Raw genomic sequence first — 22,689 nt, 5'->3', positions numbered from 1 at the left:
TGTCGCTTCGCTTCCGCGCAAAAAACAATCTGCTACTGCTGCCGCTTTGCTTTCGCGCAATAAAATATCTGTTGCCCCGACGCCCCAAAGAAAGCGTCCAGTCGGAACGGAAATTAACCCCACACTATGGTGATAATCCTTAATATTTAAGTACAAATTATCCAGAAACTAGTTGATAAAAACTATTTCAAATCATTTAATTATTTATGCATAATTAGTTTTTCTTTAATAATGTATAAAAGTATGACATAATTTTCACAGATTAGCGGGAAAAATAACCTTATTCATAATGTGCGAATGAGGTTTAATGCTTGGTGTCAAACCAAGGTGAAAGAAAATTAGAGGTGAAAGAATGGAAAGATTACAAAAGGTCATTGCGTATGCGGGTGTGGCGTCTAGACGTAAGGCAGAACAATTGATTGTAGAAGGTAAAGTTAAAGTGAACGGAGTCGTAGTGCGTGAGTTAGGTACGAAAGTTTCCAACTCAGATACGATTGAAGTAGAAGGCGTGAAGCTTGAGAAAGAGGATAAGGTTTATTATTTACTATATAAACCACGTGGAACGATTTCAGCTGTAACAGACGACAAAGGACGCAAAACTGTCACAGATTTGTTTAAGCATATCCCGCAACGAATTTTCCCAGTTGGTCGTCTCGACTATGATACATCTGGTTTATTGCTATTGACAAATGATGGTGAATTTTCTTATATGCTGACGCATCCAAAGTTTAAAATCGATAAAACATATATTGCCCGTGTTAAAGGTGTTCCAACGATTGAAGGCTTAAAAAAGCTGCAACGAGGAATTAAGTTAGAAGATGGCAAAACAGCTCCTGCAATGGTTAGTATGACTTCATTTGATGAAAAAGCAGGTAAGGCAATCTGTGAAATTACGATCCACGAAGGGCGAAATCGTCAAGTGCGTCGCATGTTCGAGGCGATTGGTACTCCAGTAGTTAAACTAAAACGTGAACGCTTTGCCTTTTTAGATTTATTCGGACTAACTCCAGGGGAATATCGTGAATTAACAAAGCATGAAGTGAAGCAATTGCGTGTGTTAGCGGAGACAGGAAAAATCGGATAAATAAGCATTTTCTATGAGAAAGTGATACTTCTATGTGTAATAGCAATGTATTCACTTTCTTATTAGTGAAATCGTTCATAAATCATTCATAATTATTAGCTAAGCGTTTCTGTTTCATTTTGCTATAATAGGTGAGAATAGCTAACCTAGATTAGTTGCATCTTGATGAAATCGTTTCCACGGTTTGCAAGGTGGTGTTTGACGCACAAGTTCATGATGAATGTAAAATTTGACAAACATGTCAATGCTGTAAATTAGACAGTGTAATCTATACATATGAATGTTTGTATGAAAAGCTTAGCGTCAGTTGTAGTTACTTTAAGCCGTAAATTGATAGGGGGTTTATTAACTTGGAGAAAAAGAAAAAACGTCTCGTCATTCGTACCATTATTTTGGCAGTCTTAGTCTTAGCAATTGGTTACACGGTATACGGAACAGCAACAAAGGATAAAGTAGAGTTAATAGCAGTGGGCTCTAAAGCACCAGACTTCACGTTAGTAGATTTAAACGGTGAGAAACATAAGCTGTCTGATTATAAAGGGCAGGGAGTGTTTTTGAACTTCTGGGGAACTTTTTGTCCGCCGTGTGAGAGGGAAATGCCTGCAATAAACCGTCAGTATCAAGCCTTTAAAGACCAGGGTGTACAAACATTGTCGGTCAATATCGCGGAAACAGATTTTGAAGTACAGAATTTTGTCGATAGACACAAATTAACGTTCCCAGTAGTTATTGACAAAACGAAAAGCGTTAGTACTACCTACAATGTAGGTAGTTTACCTGCAACTCTCCTTATTGATCCAGATGGTAAAGTAGTCAAAATTATTACTGGTGAAATAGCGGAGGGAAAAATTGCTTCGTACATGGAATTAGTGAAGCCAAAATAAGGAGTAAATGACTATGGAAAACATTATTTGTGCTTGTGGTCATAGTAACCCATATGGCACGAAGCTTTGTGAGAAATGTGGTCGTCCTTTAACTGAGGAAGGTAAACAAACAAAAGTTGTTGATATGCGCTATGACGGAATGGCGATTCGCTCAAAAACGTATAACGCAACAATAGTTGATAAAATTTGGAATTTCTTCTCGAATGTAAAAGTCGGGATTGCTCTTATTATTATAACGTTAGTCGCAGCGTCAATTGGAACAATACTACCGCAAGAGATGTATGTTAATGCCCCTGAACCTAGTAAAGCGGAGTATTATGAGAAAGTGTATGGTTGGTTGGGCAAATTCTATAATAATTTAGGACTTTCTAATTTGTATAGCACTTGGTGGTTCCAAATTTTAGTGGGTATGCTTGCGATATCTATTATTGTTGCGAGTTTAGACCGTGGTTTACCATTACACAAGTCTCTAAAAAATCAACGCGTTAAACGTCATGAAAGTTTCATGAAGCGTCAACGTATCGTTGCGGAAGGACAAGTGCCAAACCCTGATGAAACGCTAGATAAAGTTGAGCAAAAAATGACTGAATTAAAATATCGTGTTCGTCGTGATGGAAGCGCATTGCTAGCAGAGCGCGGCCGTTTTGCTCGATATGGCCCATACATAAATCATGTCGGTCTCATTATCTTTTTAGCAGGTGTTATGTTGCGCCTAGTACCTGGTTTTTATGTGGATGAGACGATTTGGATCCGTGAAGGTGAGACACGAGCTATACCAGGTATGGACGGCTATTTTATTAAAAATAATAAATTTATTTTGGAAACCCATGACGATAAACCTCAGGATGAGCAATCTAACCAAGGTGTCAATGCTATGGCGAAGAACTATCAAACAGACATCACATTATACAAACAACCTGACGGAGCTCTTCCTGGAGATACAGATAATCTTAAAAAATTGAGAGATTACTCTATTCGTGTCAATCATCCGTTAAAAGAAAACAGTTTTGCACTGTATCAAATGAATTATCGCCTCGACGAATTGAGACAGATGAATTTTAATTTAGTGAATAAAGCAACAGAAGAAGATTCACTAGGTCAAATTGAAATTGATTTAACGAATCCTAAAAAAGAATATGATTTAGGAAATGGTTCCTCAGTAAAGATTCTTGTGTATACACCAGATTTTTCTGGTTTTAAAGATGGTGAACCACAAACAAAAACATCAATACCAAATAACCCAGCATTTATATTTAAAATGATAACACCAGAAACTCCAAAAGGTGAAGTAAGCTTTGTAGAAATCAGGAAGCCGCCATTTGAACCACTTGGTGAAAACAAATATAGAATGAAATTCGTAGGAGCAGAGACGCGTAATTCATCAAACTTTACAATTCGTAAGGATAGTACGATACCATTGTTATTTGTCGGCGGTATTATTTTCATGATTGGTGTAGTAATTGGCTCGTATTGGAACCACCGACGTTTATGGTTACAGGTGGAGCCTGATGGTCGAGTGTTGATGGCTGCCCATGTGAATAAAAATATGTTCAGTATGAAAAAGGATTTAGATACAGTCACTACATTTGCTGGTCTACCACCATATGAAGATCAGTTAGATAAGTCAGAAGATGTCAAGAAATCCACAAAGAAAAAGGAAGGTGACAACACCTTATGAGTTTGATTGACATAAGTAGAAACCTATTATTTGTAGCTTTCATAGCCTACCTAGTTGCAACTTTATTATTTGGTGGTTCGATAAAGCAATCGAATGCTACAGGCAAAAATACCGAAAAATGGGGTAAAGTGGCGATCACTGTCACAATTATAGGTCTACTTTCGCAGCTTGGTTATTTTGTCACTCGTTGGATTTATGCAGGGCATGCACCTGTTAGTAATATGTTTGAATTTACGACTGCGTTTGGGATGTTCATTGTTGGGGCATTCGTTTTGATTTATTTTATTTATCGCGTGACGGCTCTGGGCTTAGTAGCATTACCTGTGGCGTTATTAATAATTGCCTATGCAGCAATGTTCCCGAAAGAGGTAACTCCTTTAATGCCGTCTTTACAAAGTTACTGGTTAACAATTCATGTTATTACAGCTGCTTTGGGGCAATCACTTTTAGCAATTAGTGCGGTAGCAGGACTAATTTATTTATTAAAAGTAGTTAATTTAAAGAAACCTTCTAAACAACGTTTCTGGTTAGAAGCGGTAATGTTCTTCCTTGTAGTAGTCGTTGGTTTCGTAATTGCTACATCCGTTTTTAGTTTGATGGGTTACGATTCAACATATACTTATGTTGATAAAGAGGGTAATGGACGTCAAATTGAATACAAAATGCCGCCACTATTTGGTATGAATGAATATAAGGCAGTTGAAGAACATGGCATGTCTCCGTTAGTAGAAATGCCTCCGCTCATTAATGCGAAGAAATTAACATCAGTTGTGTGGTCATTATTAGTAGGGTCTGTTTTATATTTATTGATTCGATTAATTGCACGACGTCGAATTAGTGCGATTTTCCAACCTTTTGTCAAACGGGTAAATTTACAATTAGTTGATGAAATTGGTTATCGTTCAGTAATAATCGGCTTCCCAGTATTTACGTTAGGTGCTTTAATCTTTGCAATGATTTGGGCACAACTTTCGTGGAGTCGTTTCTGGGGATGGGATCCGAAGGAAGTATGGGCACTTATTACATGGTTATTCTATGCAGCATTCCTACACTTACGTTTATCGAAAGGCTGGGAAGGTGAAAAATCTGCATGGTTAGCATTAATTGGTTTTGGAATTATCTTATTCAACTTAATTGCTGTTAACTTGATTCTTGCAGGTTTACACTCATACGCATCAGCATAGACTAAGTTGATTTTGAGCATATATGATATTTTTACGTCGCTAGTATTGGAAAGAAGAGCCTTCTTGCTGTGGCAAGAAGGCTTTCTTTTCTTTTCAATAAGTGCTGTACCATGTACAATAGAAGGTAGAGAAAGATTAGAAGAGAGGGATCGTGAAAGTGTCAGAAAATATTTCAGTATTAGTAGTAGATGACGAGGATCGTATTCGACGCTTATTAAAAATGTATTTAGAGCGAGAAGGATACCTTGTTGACGAGGCAGAAAATGGTGAACAAGCGATCGAAAAATCTTTGGAAAAAGAGTATCACTGTATTTTATTAGATATTATGATGCCTGAAAAAGACGGGCTTGAAGTTTGTGCGGAAATCCGTGAACGTGCAGCAACACCAATTATTTTATTAACTGCAAAAGGCGAGGAAGCGAATCGCGTACAAGGCTTTGAGCTTGGAGCAGATGATTATATTGTAAAACCATTTAGTCCTCGTGAGGTTGTGTTACGTGTGAAGGCTATATTACGCCGTTCACAAGCATTCTCACCTTCGACAAATGCTTCTTCTTCAAAAGATTTAGTTGTGTTCCAACATTTAATGATTGATCATGATGCGCACCGTGTAACAGCAGAGGGTATTGAAGTAAATTTAACGCCTAAAGAGTATGAATTGCTTTATTTCCTAGCTAAATCACCAGACAAAGTATTTGACCGTGAACAATTACTAAAAGAAGTTTGGCATTATGATTTCTTTGGCGACTTACGTACAGTTGACACACATGTAAAACGTTTACGCGAGAAGCTCAACCGTGTATCTGAAAACGCTGCAAAAATGATTGTTACTGTATGGGGCGTTGGTTACAAATTTGAGGTTGTCAATGAATAGAATATGGAACAGTGTTGTCGGGAAGCTATGGGTAACCATATTGCTTCTCGTTTCATTTGTATTGTTTGTTTTCACGGTTTTAATGCTTGAATTTCTTCAGAATTACCATATGCAACAAGCAGAAAGCTCCTTGCGTCAAACTGCAGCAACAGTTGCCAGTATAGTAGATGATAATGAAACGGCAGAATCGACTTCGGAATTATTAAAAGATATTTTACCTGAAAGTACAAATGCACTTATTGCTATTAACCATGATAGAATTTCTTTCGCTATGCAGGAAGGTGTCAATAAAAAAGAAATACAGGATATGATTTTAGCCAATAAATCGTTCCAAGAAGTTTTTCAATCAGATAAACCGATTATTAAGGAAATGATGATGCCGTCTTCTACAGACAAAGAAAAGTTGGAATCGTATGTTGTGCTTGGTTTCCCGCTAAATGTGGAAAATGCTGTACACGGGGCTGTCTTTATTTATCAAAGTCCGGATGCGCTGCATAAAACATCGAAAGAGACGACGAAAATTGTCTTTTTATCTGCTTTCATTGCCTTTGTGCTGACGACATTTTTTGCGTTTTTCCTTTCATCACGTATTACGTCACCATTACGTAAAATGCGTGAGCTGGCATTTGAAATTTCTAAAGGGAATTTTGAAGCGAAGATGCCGACTACACAAAATGATGAAATTGGCCAGCTTGCAGTTGCCTTCAATCAAATGGGCCGTCAATTGAAACACAATCTAGAAGTGATCAATCAAGAAAATGAACAGCTTTCCAATATATTAACATCGATGACAGACGCAGTTATTACGTTTAATCGTGATCGTACAATATTATTAAGTAATCCGCCAGCGGACCGTTTAATGCAAACGTGGTTTGTTAATAAGGGATCACAAAGTGCGAAGCCAATTCCGCCAGAGCTTTATCATATGCTCGATCATGTACTGATGTTTGAGGATAAGCTTGAAGAAGAAATTGAGATGGATGGAAGTTACTATACGTTTACGATTAGCCCTCTTTATAGTGAGGAATCGATACGTGGAGCGGTTGCGGTTATTCGTGATATGACAGAGCAGCATCGTTTAGAAAAACTGCGTTCAGACTTTATTGCCAATGTGTCTCATGAGCTACGAACGCCAATTTCGATGCTCCAAGGCTATTCAGAGGCTCTAATGGATGATGATTTTATTCAAGATCAAGAAGAACGTAATGAAATTACAAAAATTATTTATGATGAATCGAAACGTATGGGACGTCTAGTAACAGATTTATTAGACCTTGCGCGTATGGAATCGGGGCATATGACGCTTTACAAAGATGAGCTCCCGATTAATTCAACATTTGAACGTATTACTCAAAAATTTGCACAGGTGGCAAAAGAGCAACATGTTCGTCTAATATTTGACAGTGAATTTAATGACGAAGCTTCGATTAGTATAGATGAGGATCGAATTGAACAGGTTTTAACAAATTTAGTTGATAATGCTCTTCGTCATACTGATGAAGGGTCTGTAACAGTGAAGGTTGAGCAGGAACCAACCTTTGCCAAGGTTTCTGTTCAGGATACAGGGCATGGTATTCCGCAAGAGGACTTACCATATGTCTTTGAACGTTTCTATAAAGCAGATAAGGCACGTACACGTTCTAAAGGCGGAACTGGCCTAGGTTTAGCTATAGCTAGAAATATTGTCAAGGCACATTCAGGCAATATTATGGTAGATAGTGTGCTGAAAGAGGGGACTACCTTCACGTTTTATTTACCTTTTGATTAATACTATTAAAGAGTGGTATTAATTGGATGTAACTTCTGTGGACATTTAGACGACAAATATAAATAGAACGGGGGTGGAGTGCTTTGAATGACTCCGTGTTCCATCGGTTATACGATGCATATCATCAAGACGTGTTCCAGTTTCTTATTTATTTAGTAAAAAACCGTACACTTGCTGAGGATTTAGCGCATGAGGTTTATGTTCGTGTATTGCGCTCATATGATCAGTTCGCAGGAAATAGCAGTGAAAAGACTTGGCTTTTTGCTATTGCTAAAAATGTCGCTATTGATCATTTTAGAAAGCAGGCTGTACGTCAAAAACATTCACTTGATTTTTTTGATTGGGAAACGGAACAGCTACATTCAACCACACCATCACCGGAGGACGTATTGCAGGCCAGTGATGAATTTATGCAGGTGCAAGTAGCACTCGAACACTGTACAGGTGACCAAAAAATGGTCATTATTATGCGCTACTTTCAAGACTTATCGATTGCAGAAACTGCACAAATACTAGATTGGACAGAAGCGAAGGTAAAAACCACTCAGCATCGTGCCATTAAATTTTTACGGCAACAGCTACAACAGGTTAGAGAACAGGAGGCGAAACGGCAATGACACATAACCAATTTGATGATGATCAACTTGAGCATCTATTAAATAATGCCCCTAAGCTTTCTGACCGCCGTTCAAAAGAAGAAATATTAAATCGATTATTGACAGATGCTCGCTTGCAGGATAATATCCATCTTCAAGAAGCTATACAACAACCAATAGATGATGAAATAACATCGCAAGAGCAACAACACAGTATTCCTACGCAACAAGAAAGTACCGAGACTGCAACAACAAAGAAGAAAGTTCGTAAATGGCCAATCTTTATGAGTGTTGCAGCAGTTTTCGCTTTAACAGTAATTACAGGCTCTATGTTCATGAATCATAATGATGCAAAATTAGACCAGGCTAATGCTCCTGAAACCTCTCAATATTCAACATCGCAGGATAGTCGAGCAGCGAAAAGCTTTGTCAACCAGGATAAGATTATGGAATCCAACAACATAGTAGCAAAACATTCAAGGATTATGTCTCTACGATCATCTGTTTATGAGGAAGATTTAACAGAAGCAGTAGTGTTTCATATTGGTTTGGCAAATCGTGATAAGAAAAGCGTACCGATGACGTATATCATTCCAAATGAACGAGTTGCCACTGATTTTCCGAAGAAAAAGCCTACAACATTACAAATGTATGAAAAGTATGCGCCGCAAATTGATGAGAAAGCAAATGGTTTTACTAACTATCATCCATATAAAGGAGAATTGAAGGAGAAGGGCGATAAACTAGTTCATGTATTGCCGGAGAAAAATGATTATGATGTTGCTTCAGCAGATACTAATGAATATTTAGAGACTTTACAGGATACATTCTCAGATTCAGAGTATAAAGATATTGAGTTTGAAAATCCTGATGGTACAGCCTACAAATTTTCCAAGGAAGAAGAGCCAAGTAATCCTAAGGCATTAACAAGCTCAAATCATTTTAATTATTATTTATATAAAGATGAAAATGGAGCTGAATATTTATCACCCGATTCTCGTAAGACTTTTCCCACTGTAACAGAAGCGCTTACCGATATGCGAAATAAAAATGATGATGTATACGTTTCAGTTGTACCAGAAAATATAGCATACACTGTAAAAGAAGTAGCAGAAGGCGTTATTGTTACATTTGATGAGCCGCTTGATTTAACGACCATGGATACTGTTCGTGCAACTCAACTGATAGAAGCTATGATGCTCACTGCTGCAAGCTTTGATCAACAAATACGTTTAGACAATGTTGTACAGGAAACCTGGGAAGGATTTGATTTAAAAAAATTCTTGCCAAAGCCTGTAGGAGCCAATAAACGATATATGCCATAAACAGCCTAACAACAAATAGACGAACAGAACATAAATAAATTTTTGGAGCATTCTCGCCACTATATGTGCGTGAATGCTCTTGTCATTTAACTTAGCAATTATTTTCAGTAGCGAAAGCGAAGCGTCACCTACGAAGTCTCTCGCCTCTATAGGTGATGAGATGAATAAGGATTTAAGCTACTTTTCACGAGTATTTATTAAAGCATACAAGTTTAATCGGATTTTTTTAAAGCAAAGCTATTTACTTTTCTCTAATAATTCATTATAGTAAGGCTATGAAATAAAAAAATAATGATTCATCTTCGGGGCAGGGTGAAAATCCCGACCGGCGGTAATAGAGTTGTAAATCGCTAATGTTTCCTTTAAGACATATTAGCTCGCATGATTTACTAAAGGCTCTTCAGCCCGCGACCTGTGCAAATAATTTTTTTGCATGGCTGACTTGGTGCAATTCCAAGGCCGACAGTTAAAGTCTGGATGGGAGAAGATGGAGGTACGATCGTCATTCATTGTTATGAATTTAGCTATGTACGAGCGTTTTTTCGATGTGGTTTCACACAGCGTATGCTCAGAAAATAGTTAATTAATGGCGTTTTTTAATCATGCCTATTCTCCCTTATGCTCTTTTGCATAAGGGTTTTTTCATGATAATAATTGATTAGGTCGTAACCTTTCTTCTTGCGAGATTGAATCAGCAAAGAGGAGAGAGTTTTCTATGAAGAAAAATGTTAAACTTCAATCGTATATTACGATTGGTATGCTGAGCAGTATTTCGTTTTTATTAATGCTTTTTAATTTCCCGATTCCGCCATTTCCAATGTTTTTGGAAGTGGACTTCAGTGATATGCCAGCATTACTAGCAGCAATCACTATGGGACCTGTAGCGGGGATTTTAGTAGAATTATTTAAAAATGTGTTGGACTGGGTTTTCTCAGGCACGCCAACGGGAGTACCGGTAGGACATATCGCGAACTTTGCAACAGGTATTTTATTTATTTTACCAGTGAGCTTTGTTTTTAATCGCTCCAAAACAGTTAAGGGCCTTATCGGAGGTTTAGCTGCTGGAACAATTGTAATGGCAGTAGGAATGAGCATCCTTAACTATGCAGTATTTTTACCTATGTACACTTACTTTTTAGGTATGGAGCCTGTTGTAGGTGATTCACTATATAAAATGATCGTAGCTGGTATTTTGCCATTTAACATTGTGAAAGGTATTTTAATTACTATCATCATGGCATTACTATTCACAACAATGCGTAAATGGATTGATCATCAGCGTTCTATGTATTTAACAAAATAATTAGGATGAGACCTCGAGCTGTTAAGCGTTCGAGGTTTTTTATGTAGAATGGTTGAGGTGTTGGATAATATTACGCAAAAGTAACATATAGAATTAATGTAGTCGACTGTATTATTTTATTGTAGAATAAGGAAGAGTTGAGTAAGTTAGAGGAGTTTGAAGAGATGAGTGAAAAAAAGAGTCAGTGGTCTAGTAAACTAGGCTTTATTTTAGCATCGGCTGGAGCTGCAATCGGACTGGGGGCAATTTGGAAGCTTCCATATGTTACTGGACAAAGTGGCGGGGGAGCATTTTTCCTGATTTTTGTGCTATTTACATTGTTGATTGGTTTACCGATGTTATTATCAGAATATATTTTAGGTCGTGGTACACAGTCTGAGGCTGTGACTGCCTATAAAAAAATTGCACCTACTAAAACAGGTTGGGCTTGGGTTGGTCGTATGGGTGTGCTCGGCTGTTTTTTATTATTAAGTTTTTATAGTGTTGTAGGAGGTTGGATTTTTATATATAGTGGCCTTGGTGTGACTGGGGCTGTTATTGATCCTTCCGTGGATCCTAGTGAACTATTTGCAAAGATTGTAGGAACACCTTGGATTACATTGCTAGGTTTAGGGCTGTTTACGCTAGTAAATGTATTAGTCATTTCACTTGGCGTGCAAAATGGTATAGAGAAGGCCAATAAGTGGATGATGCCTTTATTATTCATTATGTTTATTGTGCTTGTTGTGAGGGCTTTAACATTAGATGGAGCAATGGAAGGGGTTAAATTCTTCTTGTGGCCTGACTTTTCAAATATAACTGGAAAGGCAATATTGGAAGCGTTAGGGCAATCCTTCTTTGGCTTAGCAGTAGGATTTTCTTGTCTTGTGACGTACAGCTCCTATTTAAAGAAAGATGTGAGCTTACCTAATTCCGCAGGCTCTGTTGTTCTTCTCACTGTGCTTGTATCGTTTTTAGCAGGATTAGCCATTTTCCCTGTTGTATTTGCTTTTGATTTAGAACCGGCATCTGGACCAGGCTTATTATTTACGGTTCTGCCAACAGCATTTAGTCAAATGCCATTTGGTGAAATATTCTTAGCGATGTTTTTATTATTATTTTTATTCGCAACGCTAACTTCTTCCTTCAGTTTATATGAAATTATCGTAGCGGCATTTATGGAGAAGGGACGTATGTCTCGTTCTGCATTGACGATGCTACTAGGTGTAGTAGTCTTTATTGCAGCGATTCCTGCAGCACTTTCATCAAGTACATTAGCTGATGTATCAATTTTTGGAAAAACAATTTTTGATGCAACTGACTTTTTAGTTTCTAATTTAATGCTTCCGTTGGGTAACTTATTGATTGCTATCTTTATTGCGTATGTAGTTGATAAAGAATTTGTGAAGAAGGAATTATTAATAGGAAGTCAAATGGGGCAGGGGTTCTATTCAGCGTATCGACTACTGATGTTAATAGTAGTACCTTTTGTCATTATCGTTGTGTTTGTAAATATGCTTTTACAGTATTAAAAAGAGTAGGTTGCATTCCGTTTAATAGGAATGCAACTTACTTTTATGTTTGGGGGACAACGATAGGGTTAGTATTCGCTAAGTGATAGTTCACCTAACCAGCCTTCTTTAATGATCTGTCTTGCTTGCTCTTCGCTTTTAGTAATAGGGAATACTTTATCGACTTGTGAAATAGCAAACAAATTGCGAATGAAATCATCGACAACAATAATGGCGATTTTCTTTTCTTTTACAGATACTTTCTTTGCGAAATTGACAATCATGCCAAAGCCGGTACTATCGATGTTTGTAACCTTTTGCATATCGATAATATATCCATGCTTTGTTTCCAAGCTTAACGATTGAAGCTCAATTTTAATCTCTTCAATCGACCCATATTCTAAATCGCCAGTAAACGCAATCAAAATATAATCAGACTTTGTGTCAATAACCATCGCAATTTTCTTCTGATCCATACTATAGCGCCTCCATTTTCTTTTTCATGTAAGGAAATTCTAATTCTATAGAAGTTAAAACTTGAATTTATTGACTTCGTTTTGTAATTTATCGGCAATCGATGCTAATTCGTCTGAACTTTGTGTAATTTCTGCCACAGTTGCATATTGTTCTTCCGATGTTGCGGCAATTTCCTCTGTTGCTGCAGCGGAGTCTTCAATGATACGGGAAATATCTTGAATGGCTTGTTGAACCCCTAAGGAGTTGTTGTTTACATTCGTAAATGCAGCCTTCATCTGCTCAACGCCGTTTTCTGTTTCTTCGACCTTTTCAACGATTTCTTTTAATGCAGTTCCTCCTTTATTGATAATTGTTACTTGCTCCTCTACTGCTAGTAGATTACTTTCCATCGTGCGAACTGTCACAGAGGTTTCAGCCTGAATATCTTTAATGAGATTTGTAATTTGTCCTGATGCTAAACTTGATTGTTCAGCTAACTGGCGTACCTCTGATGCAACGACGGCAAAGCCTTTTCCTTGCTCACCTGCTCGTGCTGCTTCGATGGCTGCATTGAGGGCGAGTAGATTTGTTTGATCCGCAATACCCGTAATAACAGTAATAATGCCGCCAATTTCTTCAGAGCGTTTACCGAGTTTTTGGATAGAATCTGTTGCGTAAGACACTGTTTGTGTGACATCGCTTAAATGTTTTATAGCTTCATTGATCGCCTCTTCACCTTGGCGTGCAAAATGGGTCGATTCTATAGCGCTATTTAACGTATTCTCGGCTTTTTGTAAACTGGTCGATACTTCTTCAATTGTTTTTTGCATCATAGACACTATTTGTTCAGCTTGATCAGATTGAGTCGTAGTACCGACTGCAATTTCATTCATCGTAAGTGCGATTTGGTTAGAAGCCTCACTTGTTTGATGTGATGATTCTGCTAATGAATGCGATGAGTTAGCTATTTGATTGGCGCTACCAGCTACGATTGTCATCGTTTCCGTTAATCGATTCTTCATATCACTAAAAGCATTTGCTAAAACAGCAATCTCATCTTTACCTTTTGGGTTTAATAATTTTACATTTAAATTTAAATCTGCTAAATCTTTGGCATTTGTACTTAAAATATTAATGGGTGTGATGATTTGTCGCTGTAAAAACCAACTAATCCCAACAATCATTAAAATGGCAATTCCTAAGGAGACCGCTACATTTTCAAGTGCAGACTTTGTAGCAATACTTATATATGGAGCGGTAGGTACAGCTGTTGCCCATACGCCAATAACATCTCCTTGGCTATTTAAAATTGGGTCATAGGCTCCTTGATGCATACTCCCCAAGACATTTGCTGATCCGATAAAACGTTTTTTTTCTCCTAATACAACTTTCGCAACTTCATCAGAAACCTTTGTATTTAATGCACGTTCTCCATTCTCGACTATATTTGTACTAATGCGAGTATCGTTTTGGAAGATTGAGACGACATTTCCGTTTGTTAGCTCTCCGACTTTATCAGCTACCTCAAAATTGTCTACTATTTTGACGTCACCTTTATACAATTGATTATTTTTAATGGACCATTCTCCAGGGAATTTAGCATCTAAATATTCATAGCTCAATTGAATATCTGATAAAAGCTTTGTATTTGCGCTTTCTAAAAGATTATTTTTGGCAACATAAAAATTTATTCCTGCTAAAAGTGTAGTGAGTAGCAAAATACACCCGAATATTAACAGGCTCATTTTTTTTCGGATTGACAGCTTCATGAAAACTCCTCCAATTTTACGTTAACTTTATACATGAATCTTTTTTGAAATACCAACTAAAAATTTCGTTTCAGAAATATTTTCAAACCAAATATGGTCGACCATATTTTTAACGAAAAATAAACCTCGCCCACGATCTGAATAATCCAGTTCGTTTAAATCAAATTGTAGAGCCTTATCCCAATCCTTTTCAGCGATTCCTTTCGCTTCATCAGTAACTGTTATTTTTATTTCTTTATTAGAATGAGATACGTGTACTTGAATAGCCTTTTCGGAATATGGATCATTTTTCTTAACAGCTTCCACAGCATTAATAACTAATTCATGTACGACAAATCGTAATTCTCTTTTAAAAGGTAAATTATATACATTTGTATAATTCTCTATAACTTGATCTACATAAGCTATAGCTTGTGTATCAGGATTTACATTGAGTATGAATTCCATCATCAATCACCGACCCTGTAATGTAATTGTTATTGAAACTACTGTTATATCATCGTTGTAATAATTATCGGATAAATCGTATTTTTGGGAAAATTTCTCCAAGGCATAGCCATTATCGTGTGATGCATAGGAATGGAAAAAATCCATATCAACAACTTGTTGATCATTGATTGTCAATAATCCATCCGTATAAAGTATTATGCGATGCCATCCGGATAAAGGTATCCTTTTTTTATTAATAGGAATGGTCGGGAATAGCCCTAATATAGGTGTATTTGCTGGGAGGAACACCGTCTCTCCGTATTTTCCAAATAAGAAACCAGATGGATGAGCCGCATTAACATAGTGTACAGTTCCGTTTTTCGTATCAATGAGTATGTAGATAGCTGTCATTAAAAAACGGTCCATATCTTCATCAGAAAATAACTCGTAAATTTGGCGGTTAAGTTCTCGAATTACTAAAACTGGATCAATTAATTTCGTGATTATTCCCTTTAACAAAGATCTAATGGACATTGTAACGAGTGATGCGGCAATGCCATGTCCCATTGCGTCGTAAAGAAGAATGGCAGTTAAATGTTCATTAATCTTAAACCAGCAGTACATGTCACCTCCTAGTGTGTTGGATGTAACATAAAGTCCATCGATCTGAATATGCTCAAGATTCAATGGAGGAGATAGTGCATTTTTTTGAAATTTCTTCGCGACAATTAAATCTTTTTGAATCATACTTTCTTGCTGCTTTCGTAGCTTGGTTTCCTTCTGATATTTAAGGGCCACCTGAATCCGGGTTTTAAACTGAGTGAAATCAAATGGTTTTAAAATAAAGTCGAAAATCCCAGCTTCAAAAACCCTATCAATTGTAATGCTTTTTTCGTAAGTAGTAGAAAGGAGGATAGGGGCATCGATCCAGTTTTTTAGTTCGTCAATTTGTTGACAAATGTTCTCGCAATTTTTAAGTGTCATTTTTGCATCGAGAATAATTATTTCTAGCTCTTCTTTCAAAGAATCTGATAAATAATTCATTGCTGCGTCAGTTGTTGTAAAGCAATGAATATTTTTGATGTCGATACGATGAAAATATTTTTGCAGACGTAATACATCATTACTTACGCTGCCAATAATTAATACTGACATGCTTTTTACATTCACCGCCTTATGTATCTTTAACAGAAGATATAACCCCGGACGCAATTGCGCCAAGGTAAAATGGATATGATAATTTCCGACTATTATATATACGCCCTATTTACTTATCTGATGAATAAAATAGAAATTCTAATTTGCTATAAATTTACCAATAAATATGACATTATACAAGACTAATGTGATATAAAATATGGAAATAAAGTTCTTGCTTCAAGCAACAAAGTCAAAAACTTTTTAGTTAAACTACCGTATGATGAGTCTAAAGACTTAAATGATAAGTAGGGAGGGGAGGACGGCTCTATCCATCTTAAAAAAAGATTAATATATTCGATAAAATGTATGTAATAAAACCTTACATAGATATTGTGTTTTACATCCTTTTAATGTATTTTAAAAACAGTTACAAAAGAATCGTGTTAATTAAAATTACATTGGAGTGGTGAAAAATGAAACGTTATACAAAAGAAGATATTAAATGTCGTGTTGAGGAAGAAAATGTTAAATTTATTCGCCTACAATTTACTGATATATTAGGAACAATAAAAAACGTTGAAGTACCGGTTAGCCAATTAGAAAAAGCATTGGACAATAAAATGATGTTCGATGGTTCATCAATTGAAGGTTTTGTACGCATTGAGGAATCAGATATGTACTTGAGCCCTGACCGTGATACTTTTGTAATTTTTCCTTGGACGGCTGAAAAAGGTAAAGTGGCTCGTTTTATCTGTGATGTTGTTAGACCAGATGGTACACCATTTGAAGGTGACCCACGCTCCAATCTGAAGAGGGTTTTAAAGGAGATGGAGGAATTAGGTTTTAGCTCATTTAATTTAGGGCCAGAGCCAGAATTTTTCTTATTTAAGTTAGATGAAAAGGGGCATCCAACACTTGAGTTAAATGATAGTGGCGGGTACTTCGACTTAGCCCCAACTGACTTAGGGGAGAACTGTCGGCGTGATATCGTATTAGAGTTAGAAGAAATGGGCTTTGAAATTGAGGCATCACACCATGAGGTTGCACCGGGTCAACATGAAATTGACTTTAAATATGCAAGTGCCATCGAAGCATGTGACAATATTCAAACGTTTAAACTTGTTGTAAAAACAATAGCTGCACAGCATGGGCTGCATGCAACCTTTATGCCAAAGCCACTATTTGGCGTTAACGGTTCTGGCATGCATTTCAACTTATCATTATTTGAAGGGGATAAAAATGCGTTTTATGATGAACGTGCAGAATTGCAATTAAGCCAAACAGCGCGTAGCTTTATGGCAGGGATACTAAAACATGTCCACGGCTTTACAGCTATAACAAACCCACTTGTTAATTCCTATAAACGATTAGTGCCGGGTTATGAGGCTCCTTGCTATGTAGCATGGTCTGCACAAAACCGATCACCACTTATTCGAATTCCAGCTTCACGAGGACTATCAACACGTATCGAGCTGCGTTCTGTCGATCCAGCAGCCAACCCTTATTTAGCGATGGCCGTTATTTTAGCATCTGGACTCGATGGCATTCGGAAAGATCTCACACCACCGGATGCTGTAGATCGCAATATTTATAAAATGTCACGAGCAGAACGTGAATTGAACAGTATCGACAACCTCCCGTCGTCATTGGAATACGCACTCCTTGAACTAGAAATGGATCATACCGTACGTGAAGCACTTGGAGATCATATCTTTGAAAAATTCACGGTTGCTAAAGAAATAGAATGGAATAAATACCGCACACGTGTCCATAACTGGGAGCGGGAAGAATATTTGAAAATGTATTAGAAGGGGAGTGTTGGGGCTTTAGGGCTTCGACACTTTTTTGATCTAAAATGCAAGGAAATGAGTGTCAAAAAGAAGGCTATCCCTATTTTTCATTGATAGAGATAGCCATTTTTTTAGTTAGTTAGCTCACTTTGGATAATTAATTTGCTTTTACGTTTTTCATATGAAAGGTCCTGGTTAATAATATAGATATTATTATCAGCAGAAAGCCTATAAAAGTTAGGAGTTTCTAATTCCTTGTTTAATTCCCCATCTTCAACTAGTAAATTATTCTTTACCTTAAATTTTCTCATACCTTCATCGTTATAAGAAAAAAACACTTGATTATTAAAATCTGTATAATGGGAATTTACAGTTACCACATCCGAAAGAACGACTTGGGTATGTTTATTAGAAATATTATAAAAAAGAAGCTTTTGGTCATCGGTTGAAGATTCACTAGGATCATTAAAGGTTAGATAAATAAATTGGTTGCCATTTAGCAAACTTGCCCAACCAATGAATTCATAGTTAGTTTTTATTTCTTCTATTTCTTTACTTTTCACATCGTATAAATACAGATAACCATAATTATTTTTTTTATCAGTAAATAATATTTTTCCATCCTTCGAAGATAAATGCATATTCATAAATGTATAAGTATTTAAATCAAATATACTTTCGGTATCATTTGTTTTTAGATTCTTTAGCATAACTTCCGCTTTTTCAACTTTTCTATCCGATTTAATCCAAGCTGCATAGTCCCCAATTAGGACAGGGAAGTCATTAAAAACATCTTCTTCATTTTCTTTTGTCAACGGTTGAATTTCTTTCGTCTTTAAATTCATAAAATATGGGTTCAACTGCCATCCACTTTCGTCGGCATCTACCCATACTAACCAATTTTCATTTAATTCTAGACCTTGCATCGATGGCAATTCAAATTTGCTATTAAATATAGTTTTGTATTTCTGAGTCATTCGATCATATTGAACGACTTTATTATCTAGAGCATTTGGACTCTTATGATCTACACTCATAAAAATCGAGCTAGAATTACCTCTAAACGAAGTTATGCTAGTAAAAGGTAAGTCTACTGTTTTATTAAAATCTTTATCAATTATTTGATAATAATTTGAACTTTGAGGTTTAATTATAGATCTATTTGACAGTGCACCATTATAAACGGCTTTAAAAACAATGAATAGGAATATAGCTGCACATGATAGTATTATTGTTCGCTCTATTATTTTCAAGTGTATCTCTCCATTTAGGCTAAGAATATAATATTTATATTAATGAAATGGTGAAATTTGAATTTCTTTTTGGTAGGTGATTTTGTAATATCTACTAAAGCTCAATAATCTCCCCAGTTTTAAAAGATTGTAATTTTTCTTTTAAAACAGTTTTGAGAATGCTAAATCCTTTTTCTCCAGTACAGTGGCAAGAATAAATACAGTCAATCTTCATTTCATTTAATGTATTGCCAATGGAGATAACTTCTTCTTTTGGCTTTCCTAAAGTGTTAACTATAGGCAGACCAATTAAATGAAATCCCCCAATAATTGCGTTGATATTCTTATTTGGAAACTTTTTAGTTATAGTTTTAGTTATGTTTACAATTCCATGATGACTACAACCGCTAAATAATACTAACCCATTTTCGCTTTCAATCACTAACACGATTTCGTGATTAAAATCGTCTAACTTCTTCTTATCCCCTTTATAAAGATTTTTCGTATATTCATTTGTAGGATCTAAAGAAATTATATGAATTCCCTTTGTAATTTCTATATCATCATCAACAAACTTCATACGATTATCGAAATTTTCTATAGTAACTTTTGCTCCTACATTATGATAATAGGGTCCAATTTTTAGCCAATGAGATTCTAATGCATTCGAAGACAAATAAATGGGAGCATGTTTATTTACTTCATCCAAATACCTTAATCCTCCAATATGATCAGAATGTCCATGCGAAATAATTACTGCATTCACTTTGTTTAAATCGATACCTAAAGCTTGTGCATTTTTGATATAGGAGTGATCCGGGCCTAAATCAAAAATTATGTTCATTTGTTCAGTTTCTATATACAATGATAAACCATGCTTTGCTGTTAAATTTTTATCTGATTTCGAATTTTCGAGGATAGCAGTAATTTTCATGAAAAAACCTACTTTCTAATGAATGCTAGACATTTTAATCTAGTATATTGTTTTAAACTCTTTATGTATTTTAAATGGGGAATATTCAGTACTTAGATTACACTTTACCATATAAATGGTTAATTACCTGTTTTTATCAATGGAAAAGGGGGATAAGGTGCTTTACTACGAAAATAATTTGTTGTGACAAATACTTCCTGTTAATCTATGATTAGAAGAAAAGGGGGAAAATGTATGACGCAAGCGACCCAAGTAGTAACGATCCAAAATAATGATATTGTACAATTTGAACATGATATTAATAACGCTCTATTAGATTTAAGCGAGTATTTAATAGTGGATATTAAATACAATACGTTATATATAGGGGAACATACAGTTATACATTCAGCCTTAATTATTTATAAATGATTGATCCGGAGGGGGAAATAACTTGTCGAAAATATATTGGGTATCAATTGCTAAAAGAACAGATGATGAATCTGGAGTGGAGAAGAATGTCATTGAAAAAATATTTGCGAAGAAATCTAAACTAAAGGATTTTTTAGAACAAGAAGGCTATTGTAAGGCAGCGAAAAATCAATATATTAAAATTGATGATGAATTGATATATGAAGCGGCCGTTGAAAAAGTAAAAATGAAATAATCAAAATATAAGAGTTTACCCGCGGGTGGAAGGGAAATACCCGCGGTTGTGGATATATCGAGAGGAAATGCCAAGTAATAAGCTTCTGGCAGGGTCTTCTTACCACTATCCATCCTAAGTCATGATGATTCTATTATTGAAACAATGATAATAGAAATTGTCTATCTTCAGGGAAGGTTAATGTTAAATCTAGTAATTCATCTTTTGATTTCCACGCAATTTCATAAATCAATTCATCGGGATCATGTATCGTCATTTGTCCACCCTTAACGATTGTTTCGAAATAACGAACTTCTACTACATCATTATTTTTATGTAACACTTCTCTGACGATGTCTACTATAAATCCAGTTTCTTCATACACTTCGCGGATACAACATGTCTCAAAATTTTCAGTAGTTTCTATGCCGCCTGATGGCACTGCCCATGTTTTTGCTTCTTCTTTAGTCCCTTGCAAAACCATTAATAATTGATTGTCTTCATTTAAGCAAATTCCTGCTGCCCCTTGCCATTTAACCAATATCAAAACCTCCAATCTAATATTTTATACTAATTTTAACCCATATTATCCAAAAAATAGGTATGACTTTTGTTAATTCTATGTATATAGGTTGATTGGAGTGGAGACTGGTCGACTCCTTGGGGATCAGCAATAGAAGAACGAAGGCTAAAACCATCACGTCCTGTGATAACGCCTTCGTGACCAGCATCGTGCTGGCCCGAGACTCTGGAGCGAGCAACGCGAGTGAAGCGGCTCATCGGACGCCCCCAGGAAGCTTTGCTCTGTGCGAAAGCGTAGCGACAGCAACAAATGTTTTATCTGTGCGAAAGCGTAGCGACAGCAACAACAAAGCGACCTGTCGGAACGGAAATCAACACCACGCTATGGTGAAAATAAAGCTTTCATTTTTACCAGTCCAAAGTTAGCATAAAAAGACAGGAATAACTAATTTTGATGTTATAAGCTATAAACAAGGAGTGAGAGCAATTGAGTTGGATTGAGTCGATTCAAAAAGCAATAAATTATATCGAAGAGCATTTATTAGATGACATCACAATGGAGCAAATTGCACGGGAGGTAAATTCTTCGGTCTTTCATTTTCAACGGACTTTCTCGATTTTAACGGATATGTCTATTGCAGATTATATAAGACGTAGAAGGCTAACATTAGCTGCACAGGAGTTAATAAATACAGAACAAAAAGTAATCGATCTCTCCTACAAATATGGCTACGACTCTCCTGAAGCTTTCACAAAGGCATTTCGTAAGCAGCATAATCTAACGCCTAGTGAAGCAAGAAAGAAGCAAGGACAGCTACAATCATACAATCGCCTGGTCATCCAGGTAAGCCTGAAGGGAGCAGAACCAATGAAGTATAAGATCGTAGAAAAAGAAAAGTTTCAAGTAGTAGGGGTAAAAAGAACATATAATTGTCAAAATGGTGAGAACTTGCAAGACATTCCTCATTTTTGGAATGAGATGAATTCGAAAAATTTCGATCATCAACTTATCCAATTAAATAACGGAAGCATTAAAGGGACGCTAGGTGTTTGTGTACCAAATACAGACCAAGGGCAAAATGGTTTCATTGATTACTGGATTGCTACGGATCATGTAGGGGAAGTGGGAGAAAATCTATTAGCGTTGGAGATACCTGCATCGAAGTGGGTTGTCTTTGAGGTGCATGGCCCTATGCCAGATGCTATGCAAAATACTTGGAAACAGATTTATTCAGAGTGGTTCCCATCCAATCCATATAAACCAGCAGGAACAGCTGAACTTGAAGTTTACCCTGATGAAGATGCTTATAGCCCTGATTCATACTCTGAAATTTGGATTCCAATTCAATAAAGATAAAATGGATTTGGTAAACGATTAGTTTGCCAAATCCATTTTTGTAGTGATGATGTTTTATATTGTTTAGTCCGACATAGTAAACATCGTATATAAAATCCTCCTGATGAGAAATTTTTGCTCTTCTCAACATCCATATTTTGTATAATGTTAATAAAGCCCAGTGGTGATATGTCAACCATAAAAAACATCGGAATTGGAAATTCTTAAGCTACCAAGCATCTAAAAAACTGTTTTTAAGCGTACTCAAAT

Annotated in this window: 22 protein-coding genes and 1 riboswitch; of the genes, 14 read left to right on the top strand and 8 right to left on the bottom strand. The window is 36.3% G+C overall.

All coding sequences use genetic code 11. The features are described from left to right. The first annotated feature begins 352 nt into the window (after window positions 1–352). From ACQKOG_RS00110 to ACQKOG_RS00065, 10 genes are all read left to right on the top strand, one after another. Entirely contained in the window at window positions 353–1,084 is a 732-nt protein-coding gene (locus tag ACQKOG_RS00110) for a pseudouridine synthase (RefSeq protein WP_370075032.1), read from the top strand. Window positions 1,085–1,434: 350 nt separating this feature from the next. After that, window positions 1,435–1,968 carry a thiol-disulfide oxidoreductase ResA gene (gene resA, locus ACQKOG_RS00105; protein WP_402871983.1) on the top strand — a complete coding sequence of 178 codons (534 nt, stop codon included), beginning with the start codon at window positions 1,435–1,437 and terminating at the stop codon, window positions 1,966–1,968. A 13-nt stretch (window positions 1,969–1,981) separates the two neighbouring features. Next, on the top strand, window positions 1,982–3,646 hold the full coding sequence (gene resB / locus ACQKOG_RS00100; RefSeq protein WP_415731698.1) for a cytochrome c biogenesis protein ResB: 1,665 nt from the start codon (window positions 1,982–1,984) through the stop codon (window positions 3,644–3,646). Next, entirely contained in the window at window positions 3,643–4,830 is a 1,188-nt protein-coding gene (gene ccsB / locus ACQKOG_RS00095) for a c-type cytochrome biogenesis protein CcsB (RefSeq protein WP_415731699.1), read from the top strand. Before resB ends, ccsB begins: the two co-directional genes overlap by 4 nt. A 157-nt stretch (window positions 4,831–4,987) precedes the next feature. After that, window positions 4,988–5,704, top strand: coding sequence for a response regulator transcription factor (locus ACQKOG_RS00090; protein WP_049668637.1), 717 nt, complete (start codon window positions 4,988–4,990; stop codon window positions 5,702–5,704). Next, window positions 5,697–7,472, top strand: coding sequence for an ATP-binding protein (locus ACQKOG_RS00085; RefSeq protein ID WP_427444193.1), 1,776 nt, complete (start codon window positions 5,697–5,699; stop codon window positions 7,470–7,472). The genes ACQKOG_RS00090 and ACQKOG_RS00085 overlap by 8 nt, the downstream gene beginning before the upstream one ends. 83 nt (window positions 7,473–7,555) lie before the next feature. Further along, on the top strand, window positions 7,556–8,089 hold the full coding sequence (sigX, locus tag ACQKOG_RS00080; RefSeq protein WP_370075027.1) for an RNA polymerase sigma factor SigX: 534 nt from the start codon (window positions 7,556–7,558) through the stop codon (window positions 8,087–8,089). Continuing rightward, the gene (locus tag ACQKOG_RS00075; protein ID WP_427444190.1) at window positions 8,086–9,393 is read left to right on the top strand and encodes an RNA polymerase subunit sigma; all 1,308 of its coding nucleotides are present in this window, start codon (window positions 8,086–8,088) and stop codon (window positions 9,391–9,393) included. Before sigX ends, ACQKOG_RS00075 begins: the two co-directional genes overlap by 4 nt. Before the next feature lie 294 nt (window positions 9,394–9,687). After that, a riboswitch (FMN riboswitch) is annotated at window positions 9,688–9,886 on the top strand. Between the two features lie 222 nt (window positions 9,887–10,108). Continuing rightward, the gene (locus ACQKOG_RS00070) at window positions 10,109–10,696 is read left to right on the top strand and encodes an ECF transporter S component (protein WP_370075025.1); all 588 of its coding nucleotides are present in this window, start codon (window positions 10,109–10,111) and stop codon (window positions 10,694–10,696) included. A 164-nt stretch (window positions 10,697–10,860) separates the two neighbouring features. Next, window positions 10,861–12,207, top strand: a complete 1,347-nt coding sequence (locus ACQKOG_RS00065; RefSeq protein WP_370075024.1) for a sodium-dependent transporter — start codon at window positions 10,861–10,863, stop codon at window positions 12,205–12,207. A gap of 68 nt (window positions 12,208–12,275) precedes the next feature. Here the strand turns inward: ACQKOG_RS00065 and ACQKOG_RS00060 are convergent, their stop codons facing one another. The 4 genes from ACQKOG_RS00060 to ACQKOG_RS00045 are packed head-to-tail and all read right to left on the bottom strand — an operon-like array spanning window position 12,276 to window position 15,995. Then, window positions 12,276–12,662 (bottom strand): STAS domain-containing protein, encoded by a 387-nt coding sequence (locus tag ACQKOG_RS00060; protein ID WP_370075023.1) that lies wholly within the window; start codon window positions 12,660–12,662, stop codon window positions 12,276–12,278. A 54-nt stretch (window positions 12,663–12,716) separates the two neighbouring features. Beyond that, complete coding sequence (locus tag ACQKOG_RS00055; protein WP_370075022.1) at window positions 12,717–14,411, bottom strand: methyl-accepting chemotaxis protein; 1,695 nt, start codon at window positions 14,409–14,411, stop codon at window positions 12,717–12,719. 27 nt (window positions 14,412–14,438) lie between these two features. After that, on the bottom strand, window positions 14,439–14,861 hold the full coding sequence (locus ACQKOG_RS00050; RefSeq protein ID WP_370075021.1) for an ATP-binding protein: 423 nt from the start codon (window positions 14,859–14,861) through the stop codon (window positions 14,439–14,441). Between the two features lie 3 nt (window positions 14,862–14,864). Beyond that, window positions 14,865–15,995, bottom strand: coding sequence for a SpoIIE family protein phosphatase (locus tag ACQKOG_RS00045; RefSeq protein WP_370075020.1), 1,131 nt, complete (start codon window positions 15,993–15,995; stop codon window positions 14,865–14,867). A gap of 458 nt (window positions 15,996–16,453) precedes the next feature. On the opposite strand from ACQKOG_RS00045, the gene glnA reads away from it, so the two are divergent. Next, entirely contained in the window at window positions 16,454–17,788 is a 1,335-nt protein-coding gene (glnA, locus tag ACQKOG_RS00040; protein ID WP_370075019.1) for a type I glutamate--ammonia ligase, read from the top strand. A 113-nt stretch (window positions 17,789–17,901) separates the two neighbouring features. Here glnA and ACQKOG_RS00035 read toward each other — a convergent pair whose 3' ends face one another. After that, a complete protein-coding gene (locus tag ACQKOG_RS00035) occupies window positions 17,902–19,023 on the bottom strand; it encodes a hypothetical protein (RefSeq protein WP_402871965.1) in 1,122 nt (373 codons plus the stop codon). 94 nt (window positions 19,024–19,117) lie between these two features. Then, window positions 19,118–19,936: an MBL fold metallo-hydrolase gene (locus tag ACQKOG_RS00030; protein ID WP_427444182.1), complete on the bottom strand. Its 819-nt coding sequence runs from the start codon at window positions 19,934–19,936 to the stop codon at window positions 19,118–19,120. Between the two features lie 234 nt (window positions 19,937–20,170). Between ACQKOG_RS00030 and ACQKOG_RS00025 the strand changes: the two genes are divergently transcribed. After that, window positions 20,171–20,347, top strand: a complete 177-nt coding sequence (locus ACQKOG_RS00025) for a sporulation protein Cse60 (RefSeq protein ID WP_156304561.1) — start codon at window positions 20,171–20,173, stop codon at window positions 20,345–20,347. Window positions 20,348–20,369: 22 nt separating this feature from the next. After that, window positions 20,370–20,582 carry a hypothetical protein gene (locus tag ACQKOG_RS00020; protein WP_370075016.1) on the top strand — a complete coding sequence of 71 codons (213 nt, stop codon included), beginning with the start codon at window positions 20,370–20,372 and terminating at the stop codon, window positions 20,580–20,582. A 133-nt stretch (window positions 20,583–20,715) separates the two neighbouring features. Here the strand turns inward: ACQKOG_RS00020 and ACQKOG_RS00015 are convergent, their stop codons facing one another. Both ACQKOG_RS00015 and ACQKOG_RS00010 read right to left on the bottom strand, forming a co-directional pair. Next, window positions 20,716–21,108: an NUDIX hydrolase gene (locus ACQKOG_RS00015; RefSeq protein WP_370075015.1), complete on the bottom strand. Its 393-nt coding sequence runs from the start codon at window positions 21,106–21,108 to the stop codon at window positions 20,716–20,718. Window positions 21,109–21,137: 29 nt separating this feature from the next. Next, window positions 21,138–21,341, bottom strand: coding sequence for a hypothetical protein (locus ACQKOG_RS00010; RefSeq protein WP_427444177.1), 204 nt, complete (start codon window positions 21,339–21,341; stop codon window positions 21,138–21,140). A gap of 229 nt (window positions 21,342–21,570) precedes the next feature. Here ACQKOG_RS00010 and ACQKOG_RS00005 point away from each other — a divergent pair, with 229 nt between their 5' ends. Next, window positions 21,571–22,434: an AraC family transcriptional regulator gene (locus tag ACQKOG_RS00005; protein ID WP_370075014.1), complete on the top strand. Its 864-nt coding sequence runs from the start codon at window positions 21,571–21,573 to the stop codon at window positions 22,432–22,434. Window positions 22,435–22,689 lie beyond the last annotated feature (255 nt).

It is taken from the genome of Lysinibacillus sp. NPDC093216, assembly GCF_050280325.1.
Lineage (GTDB): Bacteria > Bacillota > Bacilli > Bacillales_A > Planococcaceae > Lysinibacillus.
This window is presented reverse-complemented; position numbering and strand designations above follow the sequence as displayed.